Source organism: Rhizobium sp. Root1204, assembly GCF_001424965.1.
GTDB lineage: Bacteria > Pseudomonadota > Alphaproteobacteria > Rhizobiales > Rhizobiaceae > Pararhizobium.
Genome location: NZ_LMCZ01000006.1, coordinates 293,053 through 308,868, shown reverse-complemented (window position 1 = coordinate 308,868; position 15,816 = coordinate 293,053). Strand labels below are relative to the sequence as shown.

The 15,816-nt window shown below is 60.0% G+C and carries 18 protein-coding genes; 12 read left to right on the top strand and 6 right to left on the bottom strand.

From position 1 onward, the window contains the following. Positions 1-34 precede the first annotated feature (34 nt). Together ASC96_RS08975 and ASC96_RS08970 are read right to left on the bottom strand one after the other, a co-directional pair. Complete coding sequence (locus tag ASC96_RS08975) at positions 35-2,587, bottom strand: ABC transporter permease (RefSeq protein WP_060502670.1); 2,553 nt, start codon at positions 2,585-2,587, stop codon at positions 35-37. Further along, on the bottom strand, positions 2,584-3,309 hold the full coding sequence (locus ASC96_RS08970; RefSeq protein ID WP_060502669.1) for an ABC transporter ATP-binding protein: 726 nt from the start codon (positions 3,307-3,309) through the stop codon (positions 2,584-2,586). The genes ASC96_RS08975 and ASC96_RS08970 overlap by 4 nt, the downstream gene beginning before the upstream one ends. Before the next feature lie 127 nt (positions 3,310-3,436). On the opposite strand from ASC96_RS08970, the gene ASC96_RS08965 reads away from it, so the two are divergent. Then, positions 3,437-4,024 carry an arylesterase gene (locus tag ASC96_RS08965; RefSeq protein ID WP_244481952.1) on the top strand — a complete coding sequence of 196 codons (588 nt, stop codon included), beginning with the start codon at positions 3,437-3,439 and terminating at the stop codon, positions 4,022-4,024. A 140-nt stretch (positions 4,025-4,164) separates the two neighbouring features. Then, a complete protein-coding gene (gene thpR, locus ASC96_RS08960) occupies positions 4,165-4,752 on the top strand; it encodes an RNA 2',3'-cyclic phosphodiesterase (protein WP_060502857.1) in 588 nt (195 codons plus the stop codon). On the opposite strand, the gene ASC96_RS31590 is transcribed toward thpR, so the two are convergent. Then, positions 4,692-5,153, bottom strand: a complete 462-nt coding sequence (locus ASC96_RS31590) for a low molecular weight protein-tyrosine-phosphatase (protein ID WP_060512051.1) — start codon at positions 5,151-5,153, stop codon at positions 4,692-4,694. The genes thpR and ASC96_RS31590 overlap by 61 nt on opposite strands. A 104-nt stretch (positions 5,154-5,257) precedes the next feature. Here ASC96_RS31590 and ASC96_RS08950 point away from each other — a divergent pair, with 104 nt between their 5' ends. Then, positions 5,258-5,575, top strand: a complete 318-nt coding sequence (locus ASC96_RS08950) for a 4a-hydroxytetrahydrobiopterin dehydratase (protein ID WP_060502668.1) — start codon at positions 5,258-5,260, stop codon at positions 5,573-5,575. Between the two features lie 76 nt (positions 5,576-5,651). Then, positions 5,652-6,029 (top strand): YkvA family protein, encoded by a 378-nt coding sequence (locus tag ASC96_RS08945; protein WP_060502667.1) that lies wholly within the window; start codon positions 5,652-5,654, stop codon positions 6,027-6,029. Between the two features lie 6 nt (positions 6,030-6,035). On the opposite strand, the gene ASC96_RS08940 is transcribed toward ASC96_RS08945, so the two are convergent. After that, positions 6,036-6,608 (bottom strand): sigma-70 family RNA polymerase sigma factor, encoded by a 573-nt coding sequence (locus ASC96_RS08940; RefSeq protein WP_060502666.1) that lies wholly within the window; start codon positions 6,606-6,608, stop codon positions 6,036-6,038. Positions 6,609-7,047: 439 nt separating this feature from the next. Between ASC96_RS08940 and ASC96_RS08935 the strand changes: the two genes are divergently transcribed. From ASC96_RS08935 to ASC96_RS08915, 5 genes are all read left to right on the top strand, one after another. After that, positions 7,048-7,551: an invasion associated locus B family protein gene (locus ASC96_RS08935; protein WP_060502856.1), complete on the top strand. Its 504-nt coding sequence runs from the start codon at positions 7,048-7,050 to the stop codon at positions 7,549-7,551. A 263-nt stretch (positions 7,552-7,814) separates the two neighbouring features. Beyond that, positions 7,815-9,047, top strand: coding sequence for a 23S rRNA (adenine(2503)-C(2))-methyltransferase RlmN (gene rlmN, locus ASC96_RS08930; RefSeq protein ID WP_060502665.1), 1,233 nt, complete (start codon positions 7,815-7,817; stop codon positions 9,045-9,047). A 93-nt stretch (positions 9,048-9,140) separates the two neighbouring features. Further along, a complete protein-coding gene (locus ASC96_RS08925; protein ID WP_060502664.1) occupies positions 9,141-10,094 on the top strand; it encodes an ABC transporter substrate-binding protein in 954 nt (317 codons plus the stop codon). 165 nt (positions 10,095-10,259) lie between these two features. Beyond that, positions 10,260-11,138 carry an ABC transporter permease gene (locus tag ASC96_RS08920; protein ID WP_060502663.1) on the top strand — a complete coding sequence of 293 codons (879 nt, stop codon included), beginning with the start codon at positions 10,260-10,262 and terminating at the stop codon, positions 11,136-11,138. After that, positions 11,135-11,929, top strand: a complete 795-nt coding sequence (locus ASC96_RS08915) for an ABC transporter ATP-binding protein (RefSeq protein WP_060502662.1) — start codon at positions 11,135-11,137, stop codon at positions 11,927-11,929. The genes ASC96_RS08920 and ASC96_RS08915 overlap by 4 nt, the downstream gene beginning before the upstream one ends. Here the strand turns inward: ASC96_RS08915 and ASC96_RS08910 are convergent, their stop codons facing one another. Continuing rightward, the gene (locus tag ASC96_RS08910) at positions 11,930-12,571 is read right to left on the bottom strand and encodes a LysE family translocator (protein WP_060502661.1); all 642 of its coding nucleotides are present in this window, start codon (positions 12,569-12,571) and stop codon (positions 11,930-11,932) included. An 84-nt stretch (positions 12,572-12,655) separates the two neighbouring features. On the opposite strand from ASC96_RS08910, the gene ASC96_RS08905 reads away from it, so the two are divergent. The 3 genes from ASC96_RS08905 (at position 12,656) to ASC96_RS08900 (ending at position 14,552) form a co-directional block, all read left to right on the top strand. Continuing rightward, positions 12,656-12,904, top strand: a complete 249-nt coding sequence (locus ASC96_RS08905; protein ID WP_060502660.1) for a type II toxin-antitoxin system ParD family antitoxin — start codon at positions 12,656-12,658, stop codon at positions 12,902-12,904. Continuing rightward, positions 12,882-13,190, top strand: a complete 309-nt coding sequence (locus tag ASC96_RS31585) for a type II toxin-antitoxin system RelE/ParE family toxin (RefSeq protein WP_348270795.1) — start codon at positions 12,882-12,884, stop codon at positions 13,188-13,190. Before ASC96_RS08905 ends, ASC96_RS31585 begins: the two co-directional genes overlap by 23 nt. Before the next feature lie 144 nt (positions 13,191-13,334). Further along, complete coding sequence (locus ASC96_RS08900) at positions 13,335-14,552, top strand: argininosuccinate synthase (RefSeq protein ID WP_060502659.1); 1,218 nt, start codon at positions 13,335-13,337, stop codon at positions 14,550-14,552. Between the two features lie 55 nt (positions 14,553-14,607). Here ASC96_RS08900 and ASC96_RS08895 read toward each other — a convergent pair whose 3' ends face one another. Beyond that, positions 14,608-15,813, bottom strand: a complete 1,206-nt coding sequence (locus ASC96_RS08895; RefSeq protein WP_060502855.1) for a multidrug effflux MFS transporter — start codon at positions 15,811-15,813, stop codon at positions 14,608-14,610. Positions 15,814-15,816 lie beyond the last annotated feature (3 nt).

Here is a 15,816-nt window from a genome sequence, read left to right as displayed (position 1 = left end):
TTTCAGGGGCTAACGTTAACGGTTAACTGGGCGCTTAGAGCTCGCGTAGGACGGGTGCGGCCTTCTGACCGAGCACCCGCCAGGTGCCCGCCAGACCGAAACCGACCGTGACGATCAGGGCGACAGCCATGGTGATCAGCGCCACATCCGGCAGGAAAGAGGACGGCAAACTCATGATTTTGCTCACCACGAACCATGCCGCGACGCCACCGGCGAACAGCGCGAAGATCGCCGTCGATAGACCCAGCATGGCGTATTCGTAGCAGAAGGCGCGGATCAGCGTCGAGCGCGTCGCGCCCAGCGTCTTCAGCACCACAGCATCATGGGTGCGCGCCCGGTTGCCGGCCGCAAGTGCACCGGCAAGCACCAGAATGGACGCCACGAGCGCGACCGCAGCAGCGGCGCGAATAGCGGTTGCCAACTGGCCGACCAGCACGTTGATGATGTCGAGCGCGTCCTTGACCCGCACGCTGGTGATCGTCGGATAGGCATTGGTAATGGCTTTGAGGGTGGCCGCCTCCTCCTGCGCCGTCGCACCGGGATCGATCACGGTGGCCAGCCAGGCGTGGGGCGCCCCGGCAAAGGTGTTGGGCGAAAACACCATGACGAAATTGATCGACAGGGATTCCCACTCGACCTTGCGGAAATTGGCAATCCGAGCGGTCAGGTTACGGCCGAGCACGTTGACGGTGACGGTGTCGCCGATCTTCAGGCCCAGTTCACCGGCCTCTTCGGACGAAAACGACACCAGCGGTTCGCCGGTATAATCCGGTGTCCACCAGTCCCCTTCCGTCAACGTCGAATTTTCCGGCTTGTTCTTGGCATAGGTAATGCCCCGGTCACCGCGCAGCACCCACTGGCCGGCGGGCGGTACATTCATCTTCGTCACATCTTGGCCGTTGAAAGCGAGGATGCGGCCACGCAGCATCGGCACCTCGATGACCTTGCCCTCCGGCAAGCTTGTCTGCAGCAGCGAGCGAAAACCCTCAACCTCGGCGCTCTGGATATCGACAAAGAAGAAGTTCGGTGCCCGTTCCGGCAGGTTGCCGGTCAACTCGCGGCGAAGGTTACCGTCGATCAGCGCCAGCGTCACGAGAAGTGCCAGACCAAGGCCGAGCGACAAGACGACCGAAGGCGTCAGCGCGCCGGGACGATGAATGTTGCCGATGGCCAGCCTCAGAGCCGGCGAACTGACCCGCGGCGCCCGGCGGGCAAGCATGGCGACCAAAATGGCGACGCCGCGCAGCACCACAAACGAAAAGGCGATGGCGCCGAGGAAGGTCAGCGAAATCTTCCGGTCATAGGCGGTGAAGATGGCAAGGCCTGCAAGAGCGCCAAGGCAGAGGGCGGCGGCCACCAGATAGGGCCAGGACGGCAAACGAGCGCGCTCGAAGCCTTGCTCGCGGAACAGCGCGGTTGCCGGAACTTCGCGGGCATGACCGAGCGGCAGGATGGCGAAAGCAAGCGAGGTCAAAAGGCCGAACACGGCGGCAAGACCAAGGGCACCCGGATAGATCTGGAACGCCGTCGATACCGGCAGGACACCGGCAAGGAACTGCGCCGCGACAAACGGAATGAGCGCGCCAAGGACGAGCCCGATACCGATGCCGATAAAGGCAATCAGAAGGATCTGGATGAGATAGATGGTTGTGACCATCGAGGCGGGTGCACCGACGCATTTGAACGTGGCGATGACGCCGCGTTTGGAATCGAGATATGCGCGCACCGCATTGGCGACACCGACACCACCGACGATCAGTGCTGTCAGCCCGACGAGGGTGAGGAACTGAGAGAAGCGGGTGATATTGGCCGTCAGTGCCGGGGCCGCATTCTGGCTGGTGCGAACCGACCATCCGGCCTGCGGAAACTTTTCCTCAGCCTGCCTGCGCAGGGCTGGCACGCTGGTGCTATCGGCAACCTTCACCTTGTAGGTATGCTCGACCAGACTGCCCGTCTGCACGAGACCGGAAGCATCAAGCGCCGCTTTCGAGATCAGTAGGCGCGGTGCAAAACCGAAACCGTCAGACAGGGCATCCGGTTCGCGCACGATGGTGCCAGCGACACGAATACGCGCTGTCCCAAGCAGGATTTCATCGCCCGTCTGGATGCCAAGGCGCTCCAGCAGCAATGGCGCGGCAAGCGCGTTGTAAATCCCATTGTTTTCAGAAAGCGCATCGCCAAGCGGTGCCGCCGGTTCGCTTTCCAACGTACCGTAAAGCGGATAGGCGCCATCGACGGCTTTCAGCTCGACCAAAGCCTGATTGGAGCCATCCTGCAACCGCGCCATCGAACGCAGTCCGGACGAGACGGCGACAGGGCCGAGACTATCGACAAAGGCCTTTTCTTCGTCCGTGGCGACGCGGTTATTGAGTTCGAAGCGGATATCGCCGGCGAGCAATTCGCGGCCCTGGCTGGCAATCGAGCCGGTGATCGACTGCGACAGGGAATTGACCCCGGCTATAGCCGCCGTTCCAAGTGCTACGCAGGCGAGGAAAATATAAAAGCCCTTCAATCCGCCGCGCATTTCGCGCAGCGCAAGGCGCAAGGCCAGCCCAAGACGGAAGCCGCCGAAAGTCGCGGCCCTCATGCGGACGCGACCTTGGACAGCGAAGCGGAAACGGATGGTTCGTGACCGGAGCCGGACACGATCTCGCCGGAGCGGACACGCACCTGGCGCGAGCAGCGGGCGGCCAGTGCCGTGTCATGGGTGACCAGAACCAGCGTCATGTCACGCTCGGCCTGCTTGGAGAAGATCAGGTCAGCGACCTGTTTTCCAGTTTCGCCATCGAGATTGCCGGTCGGCTCATCAGCAATCAGCAGCTTTGGCGAGGGCGCGAGCGCCCGGGCAATGGCAACGCGCTGCTGCTCGCCGCCGGACAATTGCCCGGGATAATGCGACAGCCGTTCACCGAGGCCAACCGAGATCAGTTCCCGGCGGGCGATCTCGAAAGCGTCGCGCACATTGGCAAGCTCGAGCGGCACGGCGACATTTTCCAGCGCCGTCATGTTGGGAATCAGATGGAACGACTGGAAGACGATGCCAATGTTGCGGCCACGGAACTCCGCTACCCGGTCTTCGCTCAAACCATGCAGTGGCGTGCCGTCGATAACGATCTCGCCGCTGTCGAGACGTTCGAGACCCGCCAGAACCATCAAAAGCGTGGACTTGCCGGACCCGGACGGACCGACGATCCCAACGGACTCTCCCGCCTCAATGGTCAGATCCATACCCTTGAGCACATGAACGGACGCAGCGGCCTGGCCGAGGGTCAGATCCGCATTTTTCAGTTCGATCATGGTTTTTGCCAAGGGAAACTGTCCTATATGTAAAAATATGAAGGTTGCCGGAGCGGCTGAGTTTTACCGATTTAAGGGCGCAATGATGCGAATAAAAGGTTTCTGTACATTTTTGTTGGCGATCACGGCAATTGTGATCATGCCCGCCATCAGCCGCGCCGAACCGGTAAGCCTCGTCGGGTTCGGCGATAGTCTGATGGCTGGCTATCAGTTGCCGGCGGAAGACGCCTTCCCCGCCCGGCTGGAAAAAGCTCTGCGTGCGAAAGGCCACGATGTGACGATCAGCAATGCCGGCGTCTCCGGCGACACAACGTCTGGCGGCCTGGCGCGGATCGATTGGTCGGTTCCGGATGGCACCAAGGGCGTGATTCTCGAACTCGGCGCCAACGACGCCCTGCGTGGTATTGCGCCCGAGGAAAGCCGCAAGAACCTTGTTGCGATGATCGAAAAGCTGCAGTCGCGCGGGATCAAGGTGTTGCTTGCCGGAATGATAGCGCCACCAAACATGGGAGCGGATTATGCCGCACGGTTCAATCCGATCTATTCCGAACTTGCCAAGACCTACGGCCTTGAACTCTATCCATTCTTCCTCGACGGTGTGGTCGAAGATGCCAAGCTGAAGATCGAGGATGGCATGCATCCCAATGGTGATGGCATCGGCGTCATGGTCGAGCGAATCCTGCCATCTGCCGAACGTTTCCTGCAATCACTCTCAACGGGGGGCTGACGCTAACCAAACAACAACTCTTTGCTTGTTCAGCGCCTGTTAATCCCGTTGGATAAATATTGCAGGTGCGAAATTATATTTGCTTCTAACAGGCAAGCATGATTCGCTGGGTTATCTTCAAGAGATTCGGGGAGCTCGTTATGCCGAGACTTTTCACCGCCCTCGAGATACCGCGTAATGCCGCAATGAGCCTTTCATTGTTGCGTGGTGGTCTTCCCGGTGCCCGTTGGATCGATGTGGAGAACTACCACATCACTCTTCGCTTCATCGGTGACGTCGAAAACCGCACTGCCGACGAGATCGTCGACAAGCTGGACCGGATCGAACGCCCGGAATTCCAGCTACAGCTGACCGGCACCGGCGCTTTCGGATCGAAAAAACCGCATTCTGTCTGGGCGGGCGTCAGCAACCCGCCGGAACTCTACGCACTTCAGGCCGAAATCGAGCGGATCTGCCAACGGCTTGGCCTGCCCGCCGACCCGCGAAAATTCACCCCCCATGTGACGCTCGGCCGGTTGCGGGCCTCGCGGGTTGAGGATGTGGTCAGCTATCTCTCGGGCCGCGGCGGCTTCTACACCAACCCGTTCACCGTCTCACGCTTCGTGCTTCTGTCGTCGCGCGATTCCGTCGGTGGCGGTCCTTACGTGACCGAAGAAGTCTTCCCGCTCTATGAGCGCTCTTCGAGCCTGCCGATCAGCAACATACATCCCTCGAAGAGCATGTTGTAGACAGTCTCAAAGCCTTCCGGCCCCTCATAGTAGGGGTCGGGAACATTGATGATGATGCCCTGGGTATATTCCAGAAACAGGTGCAGCTTGTGCTGCGCATCCAGCGGCGCCATCGCCCGCAGAGTGGCGAGATTGCTGGCGTCCATCGCAAAAATCAGATCAATCGCCTCGAAATCACCTGCATGAACCTTCCGGCAGCGCTGACGCGCAATGTCGATACCATGTTTCCGCGCAACCGCGATCGAGCGGCGATCCGGCGGATCACCAATATGCCAGCCGCCAGTTCCCGCTGAATCGACATCCACCAACCCATCCCCTGCGACATGCCGCAAAATACCCTCGGCCAGGGGTGAGCGGCAGATATTGCCGAGACAGACGAAAAGAATTCTGACAGGTTTCATGCTATTCAACGGCTTGAGGAAAAGGTTGAACCTATCCGCAGCTGCCGCGTTGTGGAACCGGAATATCACTTGCCGCTGCGAATAAAACTGGAGGGGATTGCGCCATGAAACAGGAAAAGCTCGGCAAGGAAGCCGTTGCCGAAAACCTTTCGAAGATGGAGGGCTGGGTTCTTGCCGAAGACGGGCTCTCGATCTGGAAAGCCTTCCGCTTCAAGAGCTTCGTCGAAGCCTTCGGCTTCATGACCGAAAGCGCGATTTCGGCCGAGAAGCTCAACCACCACCCCGAATGGTTCAATGTCTACAACAAGGTGGACGTGACGCTGACCACCCATGATTCGCAAGGACTGACCGAGCTGGACTTCAAGCTTGCCGCCAGGATGGACCGCGCGGCGGCAGGCCGGATGCCTGACCACCTTAAATAGGGCATTTGAAAGAGCGCCATTTGAAATCTTCGCCCTGCTCACCATATGATTTTCCATGACGAATGGGACACACAGGATGGATGACATCAAGATCGGCGAGATTTTGCTGCCTGGCGAGGAAAGCGAACAGGAAGCAAAGGCCCGTAAGGTTGAGCGCCGGTTCTGGCCGACCCTGAAAAGGGCGATGCGGCAGATCCCGTTCAGCCGTGACGTCGTTGCCGCCTATTACTGTGCCATGGACCCGGCGACACCCCTGCGCACACGCGGCATCCTGCTCGGAGCGCTCGCCTATTTCGTCATGCCGTTGGATTTCATTCCCGACGTCTTGGCCATGGTCGGCTTTTCCGACGACATTGCCGTGCTGACCGCCGCCTTTGCCGCGATCAGCGGCCAGATCAAGGAGAAGCACTACATCAAGGCCGACGAGGCCCTGCAGGATAAACTGCCCGACTGATCCACGTCAGTAGGCGCTATCAACGCCGCCTTCTTCAAGCAGCGCCCGTAATTTGCCGAAGGCGAGGCGGATGCGTGATTTGACGGTTCCAAGCGGCAGGCCCGTGGCTTGGGAAATCTCCGAATGGGACTGGCCGAAGAAAAATGCCATCTGAATCAGCGCAACTTGCTCTACGGGCAGCTTCGCCAGCGCAATCCGGACGATCTGCTCGCGATCTTCGCTTTCAATCAGGTCATCCGGCGCGGGCGGCGCCGCAGGCAGGAGAAGCGGCTCATGCGCGTCAAGCGTCCCATTGCGCTGCCGTCGCGCCACATCGATGCGCCGGTTGCGGGCGATCCGGAAAAGCCACGTGGAAAGCGATGACTTCTCCGGATCGTAGAGGTGCGCCTTCTGCCAGAGAATAACCATCACCTCCTGCACGACCTCCTCCGCCTCCGCGACACCGGCATTCTGCCGCATCAGGAAGGATTTCAGTCGTGGAGCAAAAAAGTCGAAGAGTTCCGAAAAGGCGGTCTGATCACGATTGCGTGCGACGGCCACGGCAAGGGCGGTGAAATGCTGTCTGACTTCAACATTCATTCCGCTTTTGATGGCCTCCCGCCCTGATTTCCGCAGTATTTAACCAGAGGTACAGCGCTTTTGCCAAAGGTCAAACTCTTGCCTGATTCTTTGTGAAATAAAACCAGCGCCGGGCACGCGTCGGCTGATCGGGCAATTGCCCGGCAAGCGAAACGTGCATGGCAGACGGAATTCGGCATTTTCCCGCCGCGGCCGCTCTCTGGGTTTTCGCACACAATGGATCGAGGCAAGCTTGGATCGTTCGGGCGCTTCAACGTTAGCCTGAAACTCGAGCCGGGTTTGCGGCGTACTCTGTTCCGTATTAAAGCGGAAAGGCAGCGAATTCGGGGAATGTTGACGGTTTGGTAACCTGAATTAAGTCAAAATCAATTAAATCATGACCATGCGTGGCCCGGCTGATGCTGATCGGGCTTTGGCAGCAAGAAACCGGCAGGACAAGATGTTTGTAAGAAAGCTTAACCTCGCAATCGCACTCGTGCTGGCAACTGCCGGCGTTGCTTCGGCTCAGTCGCCGACCCGCATTCAGCAGTTCAATGCCTGGGGCGCCTATTCCTATCAGGCCGGCGCTGGCAAGGTCTGCTATGTGCTTTCGGTCCCGAAGGAAAAGAGCCCGGCCAATGTCGATCACGGCGATGTCTTTTTCCTCGTGTCCCAGCGCCCCGGCCAGAACATCTCCTACGAACCGCAGGCGATGATGGGTTACCCGCTCCAGGACAGCTCCAAGGTCACCGTCACCATCGACAACAAGAATTTCACGATGTTCACCAAGGGGAACTCCGCTTGGGTGGAAAATGCCGCTGAAGAGCCGGCGCTCGTGGCTGCGATGAAGACCGGCAAGGCGATGTCCGTTGCCGCCAAGTCGCGCAAGGGTACGCCGACGGCCTATTCCTATTCGCTCTCGGGCATTTCGGCTGCGCTGAAGCAGATCGAAAACTGCAAGTAATCAGGCAACGTCGCCTCCGATCGTTTGAAAGGCCGGTTCATCCGGCCTTTTGGCGTTAAAGCCTTTTTGCAGATCTGCCCTGAAGCGCCGGAGGGTGACGCGGGGCGAAAACCGTGCTAAAGGCCCGGTCAACGATAGCTGCGTGGATCGTTGACGTTCCCGATGCGCGGCAAACGAACTCTGATCTCAGCATTGACGCAACCGGTTGCAGGCAAAAGCGCTTGAACGGGCCTTGCGTATCGCAAACATGGGAAATGGCGAGAATGGCCGCGACTGAAGCACTCGATCTGGACCGCCCCGTCAAGGCACCGGTCCGTCCGGCCATGGCCGCCGAAAAGCCGACGCTGATCGGCCTTTCGCGCGAAGACATGGGCAAGGCGCTGGCCGAAATCGGCGTCCCGGCAAAACAGGTGAAGATGCGGTCGAGCCAGCTCTGGAATTGGCTCTACGTGCGCGGCGTTTCCGATTTCGACCACATGACCAATGTGTCGAAGGACATGCGTGAGCTGCTGAAGAAGCATTTCACCATCGCCCGCCCGGAAATCGTCGAAGAACAGATCTCCACCGATGGTACCCGCAAATGGCTGCTGCGCTTCCCGCCGCGGGGTGCTGGTCGTCCCGTCGAAATCGAGACAGTCTATATTCCCGAAGAAGGCCGCGGCACGCTCTGCGTTTCCAGCCAGGTCGGCTGCACGCTCACCTGTTCGTTCTGTCATACCGGCACCCAGAAGCTGGTGCGCAACCTGACGGCCGAAGAAATTCTCTCGCAGCTGCTGCTTGCCCGCGACCGCCTGGGCGACTTCCCGGACCGGGACACGCCTGTGGGCACCGTCATGCCGAGCGAAGGCCGGAAGGTCTCGAACATGGTAATGATGGGCATGGGCGAGCCACTCTATAATTTCGAGAACGTCAAGACAGCGCTCTTGATCGCCACCGACGGCGACGGGCTATCGCTGTCGAAGCGCCGCGTCACGCTGTCGACTTCCGGCATCGTTCCGGAAATCTTCCGCACCGGCGAGGAAATCGGCGTCATGCTGGCGATCTCGCTGCATGCGGTGAAGGACGACTTGCGCGACATGCTGGTGCCGATCAACAAGAAGTATCCGCTGAAGGAACTGCTCGACGCCTGCCGGAAATATCCCGGCCTGTCGAATGCCCGCCGCATCACCTTCGAATATGTCATGCTCGAAGGCGTCAACGACACGCTGGAAGACGCCAAGGAACTGGTGCGCCTCCTGAAAGGCATTCCGGCCAAGATCAACCTCATCCCGTTCAACCCATGGCCGGGCACGAACTACCAGTGTTCGAAATGGGAGCAGATCGAGAAGTTTGCCGACTTCATCAATGCGGCCGGCTATGCCTCGCCGATCCGCACGCCGCGTGGCCGCGACATTCTCGCCGCTTGCGGCCAGCTGAAATCGGACTCCGAGCGTATGCGCAAGGTCGATCGCATGGCATTTGAGGCAATGATGATTGCCAACCATGGCGAGGATTGATCAGCAAATTTGATGGATGCTGGTCCGCATTTGGATTGATTTAAGTGTCCAGCCTTCCTAAGACTGCCTGAAAATCAGTCTTGGAGGACACCTATGCGCTCACTTCTCATTGCCTTGGCGGCAACTGTCGCCCTCACCCTGCCCGCCCGGGCGGAAGATGTCACGGTTGCGGTTACCGCCATCGTCGAACATCCGGCACTCGATGCCGTGCGTGATGGCGTCAAGGAAACCCTGGCTGCCGCCGGCTACAAGGAAGGCGAGAACCTCAAGTTCATTTACGAATCCGCACAGGGCAACCCGGCAACGGCAGCGCAGATCGCTCGCCAGTTCGCCGGCGAAGCGCCAAACGTCATCGTGCCGATCTCGACACCGTCGGCCCAGGCCGTCGTGTCCTCGACCCGCGACATCCCGGTTGTCTTCACCGCCGTTTCCGATCCGCTCGGCGCGCAGCTGATCAAGGACATGGACAAGCCGGGCGGCAACGTCACCGGTCTTTCCGATCTGTCGCCGGTTGCCGAACATGTGGCACTGATCAAGGAAATCCTGCCGAACGTGAAGTCCATCGGCTATCTCTACAATTCGGGTGAGGCAAACTCCGTATCGCTGCTCGCCGTCCTGAAGACGGAAGCTGAAAAGGCTGGCCTGACAGTAGTTGAATCCGCCGCCACCAAGTCCGCCGAAGTCCAGGGTGCAGCCCGCGCATTGGTCGGCCGCGCCGACGTCATCTACGTACCCACGGACAACACGATCATTTCGGCGCTCGAAGGCGCTGTTGCCGTCGCCGTCGAAGCCAAGCTGCCGCTGTTCACCGCCGATACGGATTCCGTCTCGCGTGGCGCCGTTGCCGCTCTCGGCTTCAACTACAAGGATGTCGGCAAGCAGACCGGCGACATCGTCGTTCGCATCCTGAAGGGTGAAAATCCGGGCAATATCGCCGTCAAGGTTGCTGCGGGTACCGATCTGGTCATCAACAAGGGTTCTGCCGCCAAGATGGGCGTCACCTTCCCGGAAAGCGTTCTCGCCCGCGCCACCCGCGTCATCGAATAAGGCCATACCGCCTTATATTTGCACAATCTGATTGATTTTGAGCCGCCCTCCTTCCATACGGGGGCGGTTCATTTGTAAAACAGGCTTGGTTTCGGCGGCGTTACTTTCAAAGTGCTATAGCGTCCGGACGAGTTTGAAGACGAAAAGAGAAGAGGACCGACCGCGGTGAGTCAAATTGCCTTCTGGGGAGCAGTCGAGCTTGGGCTCGTCTATGCCTTCGTCGCCATCGGCGTGTTCCTCGCCTTCCGCGTGCTCGATTTTCCGGATTTGACCGTTGACGGTTCGTTTCCGCTTGGCGCTGCCGTGACCGCCGTGCTGATCATCGCCGGGGTCAATCCATGGCTCGCCTCTGGCGTTGCCATGGTCGCAGGCGCTGCCGCGGGCATCGTCACCGCCATCCTCAACGTCCGCTTCCGTATCCTCAATCTTCTGGCCTCGATCCTGACGATGATTGCGCTGTTCTCGGTCAATCTGCGCGTCATGGGCAAGCCGAACGTCGCGCTGATCAACGCCGACACGATGCTGTCGCCCTTCTTCGGCCTTGGGCTGCGGGACTTTTACGTTCGTCCGCTGTTCATCGGGCTCCTCGTTGTCGTCGCTGTCATCGCCGTCTGGCGCTTCCTGGAAAGCGATGCTGGCCTCGCGATGCGGGCAACCGGCGCCAATGCGCGCATGGCCCGTGCACAAGGCGTCGATACCAGCCGCCAGATCTATCTCGGCATGGCGCTCTCCAATGCGCTGGTGGCGCTTGGCGGCGCGCTGTTTGCCCAGACCAACGGCTTTGCCGACGTGACCTCGGGTGTCGGCACCATCGTCGTCGGTCTCGCCGCCGTCATCATCGGTGAAACCCTGCTCGGCGCACGTGGCATCCTGATTGCGCTGATCGGCTGCGTGCTCGGCTCGATCCTCTACCGCATTGCCATTCAGCTGGCGCTCTCGACCGATATGCTCGGCCTGCAGGCCTCCGACCTCAATCTGGTCACGGCGGCCCTCGTCACCTTCGCCCTCGTTCTTCCCCGCCTGCGCCGCGGAGGTGCCGCATGATCAAGCTAAACGATATCCAGGTCATCTTCGGCAAGGGAACGCCGCTGCAGAAGCAGGCGCTGAACGGCGTCAGCCTGACGGTCGAGGAAGGCACCTTCGTCACCGTCATCGGCTCCAATGGCGCCGGTAAATCCACCGTGCTTGGCGTGCTTGCCGGCGACGTCATCCCGACCTCGGGCCAAGTCACCATCGGCAATCAGGACGTCACCCGCAAGGGCACGGCCGCCCGCGCCGGGCTTGTCGCTCGCGTCTTCCAGGATCCGTTGGCAGGCAGCTGCGGCGCCCTGTCGATCGAGGAAAACCTGGCGCTGGCCGCACGGCGCGGCGAAAGCCGCGGTCTCGCACCCGCCCTCGGACCCAAGCGCCGCGAACATTTTCGCGAGCGGATCGCCGAGCTGAACCTCGGCCTCGAGAACCGCATGCGCGACCGCATGGACCTGCTGTCGGGCGGCCAGCGCCAGGCGGTCTCGCTGGTCATGGCGACGCTCGCGGGCTCCGAAGTGCTGTTGCTCGACGAGCATACGGCTGCGCTCGATCCCGGCATGGCCGAGTTCATCATGAACCTTACTCAGAAAATCGTCTCCGAGCGCAAGCTGACAGCGTTGATGGTGACCCACTCGATGCGCCAGGCGCTTGATTTCGGTCACCGTACCATCATGCTGCATGCGGGCGAAGTGGTGCTCGACGTCTCCGGCGACAGCCGCAAAACGCTGCAGGTCGAAGACCTCATCGCCATGTTCCGCAAGATTCGCGGCCAGACGCTGGACGACGACGCGCTGCTGATCGGCTGATCAGCGCGTCTGCGTGAACAGGATCTTCACCGCAAAGATCGAGAACACGCCGGCAAAGGTGTAGTCGATGCCGCGCATGACGCCCTTGCGGCGCTGCAACCAGCTCGACAACCAGTCAGCCGTCAGAATGACCAGGACATTCACCGGCATCGCCGCAACGATGAAGAAGAAGCCGAGGAACAGGAGCTTCTGCGTCACCGCCGGGTCGTTGGCGGTGACGAACTGCGGCAGGAAGGTCATGAAGAAGATGATGACCTTCGGATTGAGCAAGTTGACCCACAGCCCCGTCGAAATATTGGCCAGAGCCGATGCACCGGTATCATCGACCTTCTTGACCGTCAGTGTCGATCCATACCGGATCGCCTGCACCGCCAGCCAGAACAGATAGGCGGCACCGCCGGTCTTCAGGATCATGAAGGCGGTCGGCGAGGCGGTGATCAGTGCCGAGATGCCGAAGGCGACCAAAAGCGTGTGCACGACACAGCCAAGGCTGGTTCCGACAACGATGAAGAAGGCCGCCGCCTTGCCTTGGCTCAGCGCCCGGCTGATCGAAAGCGTCATATCAGGACCCGGCGTCGCCGCCAGCAGCAGCGTTGCTGCGGTGAAAGCCAGAAGTGTCGGCAAGCTCGGCAGGAAATCCATGTTCAGGTCTTTCGCGGAATGGAATTGTTGTCTCGATATCACAGCCCATGTTAGATTGCAGCTACGTAATCGGCAGGAGTTTCCATGACAAAGAGCGCACAGATTGTTTTGGACGAGGAGCTCGGCGCTTTTGTCGACCGGCAGGTTCGTGAAGGAAACTATGCCTCCGCAAACGATGTCGTTAAAGCGGGCTTGCGCCTGCTGCGCGAAGACGATGCAAAGCTTGAGACACTCAAAGCCGCGTTGATCGAGGGCGAGGAATCAGGCGACCCCGTCGAGTTCGACTTTGAGGATTTCCTCAAACAGATGCATGCCAAATATGCCTCCAAGTAGAGGCTACAGACTTTTACCCGCCGCGCGACAGGACTTGGAAAATATTTGGCGCTACAGTTTTGAAACATGGTCCTTGAAGCAAGCAGACGATTATCAGCGTCAACTAGTCGATACTTTTTCTGCCCTGGCCACCGGTAGAAAAAGAGGCCGTGACTTGCGGGTAATCAGGCCCGGTTATTTCTCCGTTATCTGCAATTCTCACTGTATTTTCTATCGCCACGTCGAAACCGGCATCCTCGTAGTCCGCGTACTGCACCAGCGAATGGATCCGATGCGGCATCTCTGACGCCGCTTAACCAACATTTCCCGGCGTGACGAGGGTTGCGTGGCCCGGCAATCTCGCTAAAAGTGCCGCAGAATTTTTCTTGGGCGCGATCCCGCACTTTCCCGGACAAGCCCGCGTTTTCTCTGACAAGACGGACAGACAAACATGGCAAAGCAAGTGAAAAAGGTCGTACTCGCCTATTCCGGCGGTCTCGACACGTCGATCATCCTGAAATGGCTACAGACCGAACTCGGCGCTGAAGTCGTCACCTTCACCGCCGATCTCGGCCAGGGCGAAGAGCTCGAGCCGGCCCGCAAGAAGGCTGAGATGATGGGCATCAAGGATATCTACATCCGCGATGTGCGCGAAGAATTCGTCAAGGATTTCGTCTTCCCGATGTTCCGCGCCAATGCCGTCTATGAAGGCGTCTACCTGCTCGGCACTTCGATCGCCCGCCCGCTGATCTCCAAGCACCTGATCGAAATCGCCCGCGAAACCGGCGCGGACGCGATTGCCCATGGCGCCACCGGCAAGGGCAACGACCAGGTCCGTTTCGAGCTTTCGGCCTATGCGCTGAACCCCGACATCAAGATCATCGCGCCCTGGCGCGACTGGTCGTTCAAGAGCCGCACCGACCTGCTCGCGTTTGCCGAAGCCCACCAGATCCCGGTTGCCAAGGACAAGAAGGGCGAAGCGCCGTTCTCCGTCGACGCCAACCTGTTGCACTCCTCGTCCGAGGGCAAGGTTTTGGAAGATCCGGCTGTCGAAGCCCCGAACTACGTTTACATGCGCACCATCTCGCCGGAAGAGGCTCCGGATGTCGCAACCACCGTCAAGATCGGCTTCCGCAAGGGTGACGCCGTTTCGATCGACGGCAAGGAAATGAGCCCGGCCTCGATCCTGACCGCACTCAACGCACTCGGCCGCGACAACGGCATCGGCCGCCTCGACTTGGTCGAAAACCGCTTCGTCGGCATGAAGTCGCGTGGCGTCTATGAGACCCCCGGCGGCACAATCCTGCTTGCGGCGCACCGCGCCATTGAATCGATCACGCTCGACCGGGGTGCAGCCCACCTCAAGGACGACATCATGCCGCGCTACGCCGAGCTGATCTATTACGGCTTCTGGTTCTCGCCGGAACGCGAGATGCTGCAGGCGCTGATCGACAAGAGCCAGGAGCATGTCGAAGGCGAAGTGACGCTGAAGCTCTACAAGGGCAATGTCATGGTCACCGGCCGCGAGAGCAACAAGTCGCTCTACTCCGACAAGCTGGTCACCTTCGAGGACGATCAGGGCGCCTACGACCAGAAGGACGCCGCCGGCTTCATCAAGCTGAATGCGCTGCGCCTGCGCACGCTGGCTGCCCGCAACCGCGACAAGTAAGCATTTAAGGTTTTCGCTCAGGAGCCCGCTTCCGCAAGGAGGCGGGCTTTTTCGTTTATTCGCCCGACGTCCTGGCGCTATCCAGCACCAGACGCCGCGTCGAATATTGAAACCAGACATAGCTGACAACCGAGGTCAACAGCATCACCGGGATGATCACGCCGAAGGCGATGAACGGCGTGCCGAGAAGGGCCGCTGCAAGTCCGCCAAGAAAGCCGCCGGCCATCTGGATGAAGCCCATCATCGCCGATGCCGAACCGGCAATGTGCGGGAAGGAATGCAGGGCGGCCGTGGTCATGTGCGGGGTCAGGAAAGCGGTGCCGAAGGCGGAAAAGGCGATCGGCAGCATCACCGAAAGATAGCTCGGCGCGATGAAATGGACGGATAGCGCAATCATCAGCGCGCCGATCCCACACAGGGCAAGCCCGACACGAACCGATCCTTCTCCGCCCAGTTTTGCCGCTGTCAGCTTCAGGCAGACCGAGCCTGAAAAATAGCAACCGCTCTGCATCAGCATGCCGATTCCGAAAGCCGTCGGCGTCATGCCGACCCTGTCGATCAGAATGAAGGATAGCATGGTCGATTGCGCATAGAGAGCACCCACCGAACCGCCGAGCACGATGGCAGCGGCAACGAAACGGGGATCACGGATAAGCTCGCCATAGGCCGACACAAGCGGACCCGGCCGGGCGCGGCGGCGATCCGGCACCGTGGTTTCGCGCATGAAGACGATGACAGCGACAATGGCGATCAGCCCGAACCCGATCAACAGGAAGAAAATCGCCTGCCAGCCAAATGCAGCCAACGCCAAGCCGCCGAGGGTCGGCGCCATGGCCGGGCCGATGGCCAGCATGATGCCGATCAGGTTCATGATCCGCGATGCCTCGGCACCGGTAAACTGATCGCGGACGATGGCGCGGGCAACAGTGATGCCGACGGAAGCGCCGATACCCTGAATGAGCCGCCCGGCCAGCAGCCAATCGACCGTCGGCGCAAAGGCGCAAACGAGGCTGCCAAGCAGATTGATACCGACGAAAGCCAGCGTCGCCTTTTTGCGGCCGAACGCATCCGACATCGGACCGGCGATCAGCTGGGCCACCGAGAAGCCACCGAAATAGACCGACAGCGTCAGCTTGATCATCGATTCCGTCGTGGCGAAGGCCTGCACCAGCTCCGGCATGGCCGGGGTGTAGATCGACATGGAGATCGGCCCAAGCGTCGCCAGCAAGGCGCCGAGCATGCTGGTCCGGCGTTCGCTCATCCG

Bases quoted from the DNA above. Each gene is read 5' to 3' on its own strand.
- ASC96_RS08975 (WP_060502670.1), bottom strand. From the start codon at position 2,587: ATGAGGGCCGCGACTTTCGGCGGCTTCCGTCTTGGGCTGGCCTTGCGC.
- ASC96_RS08965 (WP_244481952.1), top strand. From the start codon at position 3,437: ATGCCCGCCATCAGCCGCGCCGAACCGGTAAGCCTCGTCGGGTTCGGC.
- thpR (WP_060502857.1), top strand. From the start codon at position 4,165: ATGCCGAGACTTTTCACCGCCCTCGAGATACCGCGTAATGCCGCAATG.
- ASC96_RS31590 (WP_060512051.1), bottom strand. From the start codon at position 5,153: ATGAAACCTGTCAGAATTCTTTTCGTCTGTCTCGGCAATATCTGCCGC.
- ASC96_RS08950 (WP_060502668.1), top strand. From the start codon at position 5,258: ATGAAACAGGAAAAGCTCGGCAAGGAAGCCGTTGCCGAAAACCTTTCG.
- ASC96_RS08945 (WP_060502667.1), top strand. From the start codon at position 5,652: ATGGATGACATCAAGATCGGCGAGATTTTGCTGCCTGGCGAGGAAAGC.
- ASC96_RS08940 (WP_060502666.1), bottom strand. From the start codon at position 6,608: ATGAATGTTGAAGTCAGACAGCATTTCACCGCCCTTGCCGTGGCCGTC.
- ASC96_RS08935 (WP_060502856.1), top strand. From the start codon at position 7,048: ATGTTTGTAAGAAAGCTTAACCTCGCAATCGCACTCGTGCTGGCAACT.
- rlmN (WP_060502665.1), top strand. From the start codon at position 7,815: ATGGCCGCGACTGAAGCACTCGATCTGGACCGCCCCGTCAAGGCACCG.
- ASC96_RS08925 (WP_060502664.1), top strand. From the start codon at position 9,141: ATGCGCTCACTTCTCATTGCCTTGGCGGCAACTGTCGCCCTCACCCTG.
- ASC96_RS08915 (WP_060502662.1), top strand. From the start codon at position 11,135: ATGATCAAGCTAAACGATATCCAGGTCATCTTCGGCAAGGGAACGCCG.
- ASC96_RS08910 (WP_060502661.1), bottom strand. From the start codon at position 12,571: ATGGATTTCCTGCCGAGCTTGCCGACACTTCTGGCTTTCACCGCAGCA.
- ASC96_RS08905 (WP_060502660.1), top strand. From the start codon at position 12,656: ATGACAAAGAGCGCACAGATTGTTTTGGACGAGGAGCTCGGCGCTTTT.
- ASC96_RS31585 (WP_348270795.1), top strand. From the start codon at position 12,882: ATGCCAAATATGCCTCCAAGTAGAGGCTACAGACTTTTACCCGCCGCG.
- ASC96_RS08900 (WP_060502659.1), top strand. From the start codon at position 13,335: ATGGCAAAGCAAGTGAAAAAGGTCGTACTCGCCTATTCCGGCGGTCTC.
- ASC96_RS08895 (WP_060502855.1), bottom strand. From the start codon at position 15,813: ATGAGCGAACGCCGGACCAGCATGCTCGGCGCCTTGCTGGCGACGCTT.